This is a genomic window from Glycomyces sp. L485 (assembly GCF_022548875.1).
Lineage (GTDB): Bacteria > Actinomycetota > Actinomycetes > Mycobacteriales > Micromonosporaceae > Glycomyces.
This window is the reverse complement of the sequence record NZ_JAKZEW010000033.1, coordinates 41,258-50,333: the sequence shown is the minus strand read 5'-3', so window position 1 is coordinate 50,333 and position 9,076 is coordinate 41,258. Positions and strand designations below refer to the sequence as shown.

General features: G+C 72.0%; 4 protein-coding genes. All 4 read right to left on the bottom strand.

All coding sequences use genetic code 11. From position 1 onward, the window contains the following. Window positions 1-267: 267 nt before the first annotated feature. Genes L0U85_RS15385 through L0U85_RS15370 form a run of 4 tightly spaced genes read right to left on the bottom strand, consistent with a single transcriptional unit; the run spans window position 268 to window position 9,008 of the window. On the bottom strand, window positions 268-3,309 hold the full coding sequence (locus tag L0U85_RS15385; RefSeq protein ID WP_277605875.1) for a UvrD-helicase domain-containing protein: 3,042 nt from the start codon (window positions 3,307-3,309) through the stop codon (window positions 268-270). Beyond that, on the bottom strand, window positions 3,302-6,400 hold the full coding sequence (locus L0U85_RS15380) for an ATP-dependent DNA helicase (RefSeq protein WP_241378641.1): 3,099 nt from the start codon (window positions 6,398-6,400) through the stop codon (window positions 3,302-3,304). Before L0U85_RS15380 ends, L0U85_RS15385 begins: the two co-directional genes overlap by 8 nt. Window positions 6,401-6,435: 35 nt before the next feature. Then, window positions 6,436-8,085, bottom strand: a complete 1,650-nt coding sequence (locus L0U85_RS15375) for a hypothetical protein (protein WP_241378640.1) — start codon at window positions 8,083-8,085, stop codon at window positions 6,436-6,438. A gap of 2 nt (window positions 8,086-8,087) precedes the next feature. Continuing rightward, the gene (locus L0U85_RS15370) at window positions 8,088-9,008 is read right to left on the bottom strand and encodes an ABC transporter ATP-binding protein (protein ID WP_241378639.1); all 921 of its coding nucleotides are present in this window, start codon (window positions 9,006-9,008) and stop codon (window positions 8,088-8,090) included. Between the last annotated feature and the right edge of the window lie 68 nt (window positions 9,009-9,076).

Here is a 9,076-nt window from a genome sequence, read left to right as displayed (position 1 = left end):
GTTCGGGCCCCGGACCGCCTGCCGCCCAACACAACACGAGCGAAACTCACCGGCCGCCCGGCCCCACGCGCGCCCGACCCCCGCAACACATCCTCGAACATCCCTCCACCTCCCCGTCGCTGCCGCCCTTGGCGCACAACAACCACCCACGTGGAAGATGCCGCCAACCGCCCAAGGGCCATTTCCGGCCTCCCCAGGCGTGCTCCCAGCCCCCAGACACCGCCCCCAGACACCTCAGGCCCAGACCTCCCAGGGCAGCCCTTTTTCTTAGTCGAGCTCGGGCCACCAGGTGTGGTCTGCGCCGACGTAGTAGAACGCCGTGCGGATGCGTGACTCGGGCACGCCCTTCAACCGCGACCACGCCCTCCGGTACACGCGAAGCTGGAACGCCGCGTGCTCGGCATCCTCGCCCCGAGGCGGGCGCCCGGTCTTCCAGTCGACGATGTCGAAGCCGCCGTCCTCGCCGGCGAACACCGCGTCGATGCGGCCCCGCACGACCGTCCCTTCGAACTCGACGACGAACGGGACTTCCTGCGCGACGACCTGCCGGCTCGCCCATTCGGAGCCCTTGAAGGTCTCCTTGAGCCGGGCCAAGTCCTCGTCGGCGACCGTCTCGTCCGCCGCTCCAGGCAGGTCCGCCGGGTCGAATAGGGTCCCACCGCCGAAGAACTCCTCCACCCACGAGTGGAACTCCGTTCCCCGCTGGGTGACCTCCCGCGGAGGCTGCGGCATCGGCCGGCGCCTCGCCGCTGCGAAGGTCTCCTCGTCCTCCCGCATCGCCATCAGCTGCGAGGTCGACAGCCGTTCGGGCCGCGGCAGCCGCACCACGCCCGATTCGCGCTCGTCCCGCTCGGCCAGCAGCAGTTCCGCCTCCTCGGCCCACTGCCTGGCAGCCGGAGCGTCGCTCAGATCGCCCGCCGCGATCACCAGATCGGCCGCCTCGGCGAACGCCTCCTGCCGGGAGCCCAGCGGCGCCGCCTTCGGCCACTGCGCCGTCCTGGCCTGGTCTTCGAGCGGGTTCGACGGGCCCGGTTCGGTCCAAGCGGCGACCAGCGCCCCCGCATCACGCGCCTCCTCCAGATACGGCGCAGGCTCGCGGCTCCCGTTCTTCTCCGCGTCCCACCAGTACCCGCTCGCCAGCAGCGTATGGCGCGCTCTCGTCAGTGCCACATAGGCCAGTCGGCGCTCCTCGTCGAGCCTGGCGTCCTTGTCATCGGACCTGAAGGCGCGCAGCGCCTTCGCGACCTCGGCCGGTGTGCGGGCCTCCTCCAGGTACAGCAGCGGCAGGTTCGCCGCGTCGCCGCGCAGCGGATACGGCAGCCTCGAGGCGTCGGTCACCCACGTCGAGACCGCCCCGCCGCTCGGCAGGATCCCCTCGCACAGTCCCGGCACCGACACCACGTCCCACTCCAGGCCCTTCGCGGCGTGGACCGTCATCAGCTGCACCACACCGCCCGCCTCTTTCGCGCCTTCCACGACGAGGCCGCGTTCCCGCTCGGCCGCCGATTCGAGGTACGAAAGGAACCCCGGGATGCTCGCGGCGCTCGTGTCGTTCTCGTACGATGCCGCGATATCGGTGAATTCATCCAGGTTGGACAGGTCGCCCTGGTGGAGCATGACCTCCACGTCCAAGCCGGTATGCGCGATCACGTCGCCGACTACGTCCGGGAGGCTCTGCCCCAGTCGGCTCCTGATCCAAGTCAGCTCCTCGTGGAGCTGCCCGAACCGCAGCAGTCCCAGCGCCGAGTAGTTTCCAGGCTCTCCCGGGTCGGCCAGCGCGTCCGCCAGCGACGCCTCGGCCTCGACCCCGGCGTCCGGTTCGAACCCGCGCAGGTCCGGAGCGAGCTCCCGCGCTCTGCTCCACAGTGCGCCGATGTCCCGCGGGCCGATCCGCCACCGCGCCCCGGCCAGCAGCCGCATGAGCGCCGGCCCGTTCGTCGGATCGGCGGCGGCTCGCAGCATCGCGACGACTTCGGCGACCTCCGGGTAGTACAGGAGGCCCAGCGACCCCACGACTTGCACCGGCAGTCCCGCGGCTGTCAGAGCCCGGTGCAGCGGGGGGATCTGGCGCCGCTTGCGCACCAGCACTGCCGCCGTCTCGGTGCCCGCCGGGTCCCAGGCCTCGAGCAGCCGCTCGGCTATCCACGCCGCCTCGTCGTCCATGGTCAGGTGCATGGCCGCCTCGACCAGGCCGTCCCCGTCGACCCCGGCGGTCAGCGGCGGCACCGTCCCGGCGCGCAGCGGCGCCGACACTCCGTTGGCGACGTCGAGGATCCGGGCCCGGTTCCGCCACGACCTGGTCAGGTACACGGTGGACGCGGCCTCGCCAGACGGGGCGGGGAAGTCGGCGGGGAACCGCTGGAGCGTCCCGGCCGAGGCTCCGCGCCAGGAGTAGATCGACTGGTTCGGGTCGCCGACGGCCGTCACCGGGTGCCCGCCGCCGAACAGCTCCCGCAGCAGCGTCACCTGTGAGTGCGACGTGTCCTGGTATTCGTCGAGCAGCACCACCCGCCACCGGTCCCGCTCGGTCCGCGTGATCTCCGGCGAGAGCGCCACGAGTTCGGCGGCGAGCGAGAGCTGGTCGGCGAAGTCCATGACGCTGTGCTCCCGCTTGCGCCGTTCCCATGCCTCGACCAGCGGCAGCAGCTGACCGTGCTTGCGCAGCAGCGCCACGAACGAACGGAAGTCCGCGTTGTCCTTCTTCGCTCGCCGCTGTTCGAGTTCGATCGCCATGTGCCGGTCGAAGGAGCGCAGGTCCTCGCCGTCGCGCAGGTGCTCGGCCAGCTCGCCGGCCAGGCGCAGCACCAGTTCGGTGACATTGTCGACGCCGACGTCGAACTCGGTCATCTCCCCGTCCCAGGCCGTCACGAGGTCGCGCGCGAGCTGCCAGCGCCCGGTCTCGGTGACCACCCGCGTGTTGGGCTCCACGCCGATGCGGATGCCGTGCTCGGACACGAGGCTCGCCGCGTAAGCGTTGTAGGTGGAGACGGTCGGCTCGCCGTGCAGCTCTGACAGTTCGGGGATCCCCTCGGCGAGCTTGCCGAGCTTCTCTCGCACCCGCGCGGCCAGTTCCGCGGCGGCCTTGCGCGTGAACGTGAGGCCGAGGACGTGCTCGGGCCGGGCGACCTGGTTGGCGATGAGCCACACGACCCGGTCGGCCATCGTGGTGGTCTTCCCCGAACCGGCGCCGGCGACCACGAGCAGCGGCGCGGGCCCGGCCTCGATGACCGCCTGCTGCTCGGTGGTGGGCGTGGGCTGCCCGAGCCGGTTCGCTATCCCGACGGCGCTGTACGGGTGGCGTCTACTCATCGGTGACCTGCCGTCCCTCGTCGGCGATGGGGCAGCAGTTCCGGACCGAGCAGGTGGTGCACTTGCCGGAGTGCCGGGCTTCGAAGGTGGCCCCGCCCATCTGGTTCGCGGTGTCGGCGACGAGGTCTCTCGCCCAGTCGGGGTTCTCGGCTTCGCCGAGCGGGCCCTGCGAGCGGACGGTGATCGACCTGGCGTCCTTGCTCGGGTAGACCAGTTCGGCGCCTCCCGCCTCCGAGCCCTCCTCGAAGGCGCCTTCGGCGACGGCGAGCTGGTAGGCGCCCATCTGCGGGTTCTCCTCGGTGTCCTTCTGGCTGGGGACCTGCTTGCCGGTCTTGAGGTCGACGACGTAGACGCGGCCGTCCGCGTCGCGTTCGAGCCGGTCGACCTGGCCGGACATGACGACTTCGACGCCGGGCGGCCCGATCGCGAGCTCGACGCGGAAGGACCGCTCGGCGCCGAGCAGCTCGCGCTCGTTGGCGCGCAGCCAGCTCGCGAATCGCTCGACCGCGCCGGAGACGCGCCTGCGTTCCTGCTCGGCCTGCCACGGCGCTTCGAACGGCAGCCGGTCGAAGTGCTCGCCGACGACTCGCTCCATCACCTCGGCGGGTTCGGCGCCGGGGGATTCGGCGACGGCTTCGGCGGCGGCGTGCAGGAGGGTGCCCATGTGCCTCGGCAGCAGGTCGCCGTCGTCGCCGCCGTGGGATTCGAGGACCCACCGCAGCCCGCACTGCTGCGTCTTCTCCACTTGCGACGGCGAGATCCTGATCCTCTCCCCGGCCAGGGCGAGCGCGCGCTCGTCGGACAGCTCGGCCAGGCCCCACCAGCTCGCCGGGTCGGCGCCGGGCACGAGGGCCTCGGCGAGGCGCCGAAGCTGCGCCGCCGCGGCCTCGCGGCCGGGGTGCCGGGTGTCCACGACGACCTCGCGCAGCCGCGCGACCAGCGACGCGAGGCTCAACGGGCGCACGCTGCGCGGCGGCGTGGCCGGCTCGACCCCGAGCTCGGCGCTGAACCGGCTGGGCTGCATGTCGTCGGAGTCGACGGCGGTCACGGTCAGCGCCTTCCGCGCCCGCGTGCAGGCCACATAGAACAGCCGCCGCTCCTCGTCGAGCAGTTGCGCGACGGCGTCCACGTCGGCCCTCCCGTCGAGGAGGTCGACCAGCGCCTCGGCGCCCAGAACCGACCCGCGCAGGCGCAGGTTGGGCCACACACCCTCCTGCGCCCCGGCGACGACGACGAACTCCCACTGCCTGCCGTGGGCGGCGTGCGCGGTGGTGAGCGTGACCGCGTCGCCGACGTCGGCTGCGGCCGACAGGAAGTCGCCGGGGAGCTCCTGGTGCAGCACGTGCTCGCAGAACACGTCGACGCCCGCTCCGGGCTGCTTGTGCTCGTAGTCCGCGGCGAGGTCGAACAGGGCGATGACCGCGTCGAGTTCGGCGTCGGCGCGCTGCGCGCGCCGGTCCGGGGACAGGGCCCGGCGGCGCAGCCGCTCACCCATGCCCGAGGCCTCCCACACCGCCCACAGCACCTCGCACACCCCGTGCCCGGAACGGGCGGCCTCGAACAGCGTCGAGAGCCGCCGGGCCGGCTCGGCCCACGCCTCGTCCGGGAGCGAGGCGATCTCGCCGGGGTCGCTGAGGGCCTCCACGAGCAGGTCGGACGCGGGGGAGAAGTCGTCGGCGGCGACGGCGATGCGCCGCAGCTCCTGGCGCAGGCGCCGCTCGGCGAACGGGTCGGCGCCGCCGTACGCGGAGTGGAGGAGCCCCGCCGCGGTGGACTCGTCGAGCCTGCCGGGTTGGCGTCCGATGAGGATGATCCGCAGCAGGTCCCTGACGGTGGTGTGGGCCGGGAGCGGCACGTCGTCGGCGGCCTGCCGGGTGGGCACGCCCGCGTGCTGCATCGCCCGGCGCAGCTGCCCGATCGCCGAGGCGGACTTGACGACGACGGCCATGTCGCTGTATGCGGTGCCGTCGAGCAGGTGCGCGCGCCGCACGGTGTCGGCGATGTGGACGGCCTCCCGCGTGGCCGACGGCAGATGCACCACCGCCACCGATCCTTCCTCTTCGGAGTCGGTGCCGCGCCGCCGGTCGCGGTCCGGGCCTCGCAGCCGCCGTGACAGCGTCGTGGTGGCCGCCAAGGGCGCCAGCGCGACCGTGTGGGTGTTCGCCAGCTGCACCGTCGGCGCGTCCTCGCCGGTGGGCGTGGCGAAACGGTCGGGGAAGTCGCGGACGGCCTCGGGGTCGCCGCCCTGGTAACCGAATACGGCCTCGTCCGGGCAGGCCGCGGCTACCAGGTTGCCGCCGCCCCCGGCCAGCAGCTCCAGCAGTTCGAGGTGCGCGGGAGTGGCGTCCTGGAGGTCGTCGACGAACACCCATGCCGGGCGCGGCAGCAGGTCGGGACGCTCGCGCAGCTCGACCGCGGCGGCGCGGACGATCTCGGCCGAGTCGTACAGGGCGCTGGCGACCGACTGGACGGCCAGCGTCGTGACGTAGCGGTCGTAGAAGCGCGCGGCGGCGATCCACTCGGGCCGGTCGTGCTCGCGGCCGAACGCGGCCAGGGCTCGCTCGGAGACGCCGCGCTCGCCGCAGCGCAGCACCAGGTCCCGCAGCTGCTGCGCGAACGCGTACGTGCGCAGCGCCTCCGAGAGCCCTTCAGGCCAGCCGAAGTCCTCGGCGGCGAGCATGGAGCGGATGAGCGCGTCGGCCTCCGGTCCGGTGAGCAGCCGCGGCTCCTCTCGGCCGTCGGCGACGGCGGCGGCCCGCAGTACCGCGAACGCGAAGGCCGGGAAGGTGAACGTGCCGACCTCGGCGGCCGATCGCGGGGCCGTCAGGGCGTTCACGCGCCCGCGCAGATAGGCGGTGTCCTGCCGCCGGAGCCCGAGCACGAGCACCGAAGCCGGGTCGGTGCCGGCCTCGATTCGCGCCGCGGCACTTCGGATGAGCGCCTCGGTCTTGCCGGTGCCCGGCCCGCCGCGCACCAGCATCGGGCCCGAGGCGTGGGCGACGACCGCCCGCTGCGCCTCGTCGAGTGTGAACTCGGACGGCGCAGCGGGCGGATCGATCAGCTCGTATCGAAGTTCGGCCGGCCCCCTCATGGGTGCCTACTCAACCACAGGGGTCTGACAACCGGCTAGGCGAAGTGGAGATTGCGGCGCCGGACTCCCGCAAGGCCGAGCGCCGCGATCGCGGCCCCGACGACGAGCAGCACGGCGATCGACAGCCACTCCACGTCCTGGGCCGGGTACGCGCCGGCGTGCTCGAACGGCGAGACGTCTCTGGCCCGGCCCGGCACTTCCAGCAGGTCCCCGTAGTACCCGACCACGAACGTGTACACCCATGGCAGCCAGCGCAGCCAGCCCGCCCGCGGCAGCCAGCCGAAGCAGGCGAACGCGAGCGCCACCATCACCCAGACGGCGGGGATCTGGATGACGGAGGCGAGCAGCAGTTTGCCGAAGTAGGACCAGTCGCCGACCGAGCCGGCGGCGGCGAGTCCGAGGCCGATCCCGCCGACGACTGTGGCCGTGGCGCTGACGAGTAGTGCCGCGGGCAGGTACGAGCCGGGCCAGCCGGACCGGGGGACGGGCGCGGAGGCCAGGAGCTCTCCGCGCCCCCCGGTTTCCTCTTTTCTCGCCCGGCCGATGACCAGCAGCCCGAAGATCGTCGCGAAGAACGCGTCGATCTTGGCGATCGTGGCCGAGAAGTTCTCCGCCATGCTGCCCCCGCCCTGGTCGATGAGCTGGCGCTGCGTGTCCGAGAGCCCGGAGAGCATGTCGTCGGCGGATCCGACGACCGAGCCGTACGCGGCGCCGAGCACCAGCATCGTGATGACGCCGGCCCACAGCAGTCCGCGCGTGAGGCGGAACGTCAGCGTGCCGATGCTGTTCAAGCCGGGTGCGGCGATCGAGGGCCCGGGCCGTCCCGGGAGCATGCCGAGACCGAAGTCGCGCTTGGCGACCAGCGCGAACGCCAGCCAGACCAGGAGAGCTCCGACGACCGCGGCGACGGCGAGCGGCCACCAGCGCTGCTCGGGTGTGAACACGTATGTCAGCTGCGCCCATCCGACTGGTGAGAGCCACAACGGCCAGCTCTCCTGGGCGCTGCCGATCGCGCCCATGAGCACGGTGAAGCCCAGCGTGCCGAACGCGAGCCCGTTGGCGCTCGACCCGTAGCTCGCGAGCTGGGCGGCCACGGCGGTCACGGAGGCGAACACGATGCCGATCGCGGTGAATCCGAGCCCGTACAGCAGCGCGCCTTCGGCGTCGACCCCTTGCATGCCGGAGACGGCCAGCGCCATCAGCAGGCCGAGCGCCACGGCCGCGAACGCGGCCAGCATCAGCGCGGCGGCCAGGTCGGAGCGGCGGCCCACCGGCAGGGAACGGATGACCTCCAGACGCGAGGTCTCCTCGTCGGAGCGGGTCAGGCGGGTGATGAGCAGGATGAACATGACCGCGGCGATCGCCCCGGTCCACAGGATCATCTGGTGGGCGAACATCGCGCCGGTGCTGGCGGCGTAGGCGTCGAGGTACTCGCCCGGCCCGGTCATCGACCGCATCGCGGGCGTGTCGACGGTGAGCGCGAACTCGGCGCGGTCCTCGGGCGACGGGTACAGCTCGGGGAAGCTCGCGGCGACCAGCCAGGACATGCCGACCAGGCCGACGAACCAGCCGGTCAGGTAGACCCTGGTGCGACGGGCCTGGAAGCGCAGCAGCCTGCCGGTGCCGGCTAGCGTGCCGAGCGTTTGCTCGCGCGCGGTCGAAGATGCGGCGGTAGCGGTGGCCATGGCTAGTCCCCGTTGCCGTTGTCGAGGCCCCTGGAGGCCAGTTCATCGCCGTAGTAGCGCAGGAACAGCTCCTCCAGCGAGGGCGGCTCGCAGGTCAGTGCGGCCACGCCGGAGACGGCCAGCTGCGTGAGCACGTCGTCGAGCGCCCCGGCGTCGACCTGGAACCGCACGTCGAGGCCGTCCGCCTTGAGATCGTGGACACCTTCGTGGTCGCCGAGTCCTCTGACCGGGTTCTTCAAGGTCGCGTGGATCTGCGAGCGGGTGAAGTGCCGCATCTCGGTGAGCGTCCCCGACTCGACGACGACGCCCTTGCGGATGATGCTGACCTTCTCGCACAGCGCCTCGACCTCGCTCATGACGTGGCTGGACAGCAGCACGGTCTTGCCTTCGGCGGCGACCTCGCGTACGCACTCGTTGAACACGGCTGCCATGAGCGGGTCGAGACCGGAGGTGGGCTCGTCGAGCAGCAGCAGCGGGACGTCGGCGGCGAAGGCGGCCACGAGCGCCACCTTCTGCCGGTTGCCCTTGGAGTAGGAGCGGCCCTTCTTGCGCGGGTCGAGGTCGAAGCGCTCCAGCAGCTCGTCGCGCTTGCGCTTGTCGATCCCGCCCCGCAGCCGCCCGAGGACGTCGATGGTCTCGCCGCCGGACAGTCCGGGCCAGAGGGCGACGTCGCCGGGCACGTAGGCGAGCCTGCGGTGGAGCTCGGCGGCGTCGCTCCACGGGTCGGCCCCGAAGAGGCGGGCGGCGCCGCCGTCGGCTCTGAGCATCCCGAGCAGGACGCGGATTGCGGTGGACTTGCCGGCCCCGTTGGGGCCGAGGAAGCCGTGGGTCTGGCCTTCGGCGACTTCGAGGTCGAGTCCGTCGAGCGCGGTCACGTGGCCGAAGCGCTTGACCAGTTTCTCGGTGTGGATGACTGAGGTCATCCCAAGAAGCTATCACAAATTTCATAAAGTTGTGAAATGTATGATCGGTTGGCATACGATGAAGGCCG

Bases quoted from the DNA above. Each gene is read 5' to 3' on its own strand.
- L0U85_RS15385 (WP_277605875.1), bottom strand. From the start codon at position 3,309: ATGAGTAGACGCCACCCGTACAGCGCCGTCGGGATAGCGAACCGGCTC.
- L0U85_RS15380 (WP_241378641.1), bottom strand. From the start codon at position 6,400: ATGAGGGGGCCGGCCGAACTTCGATACGAGCTGATCGATCCGCCCGCT.
- L0U85_RS15375 (WP_241378640.1), bottom strand. From the start codon at position 8,085: ATGGCCACCGCTACCGCCGCATCTTCGACCGCGCGCGAGCAAACGCTC.
- L0U85_RS15370 (WP_241378639.1), bottom strand. From the start codon at position 9,008: ATGACCTCAGTCATCCACACCGAGAAACTGGTCAAGCGCTTCGGCCAC.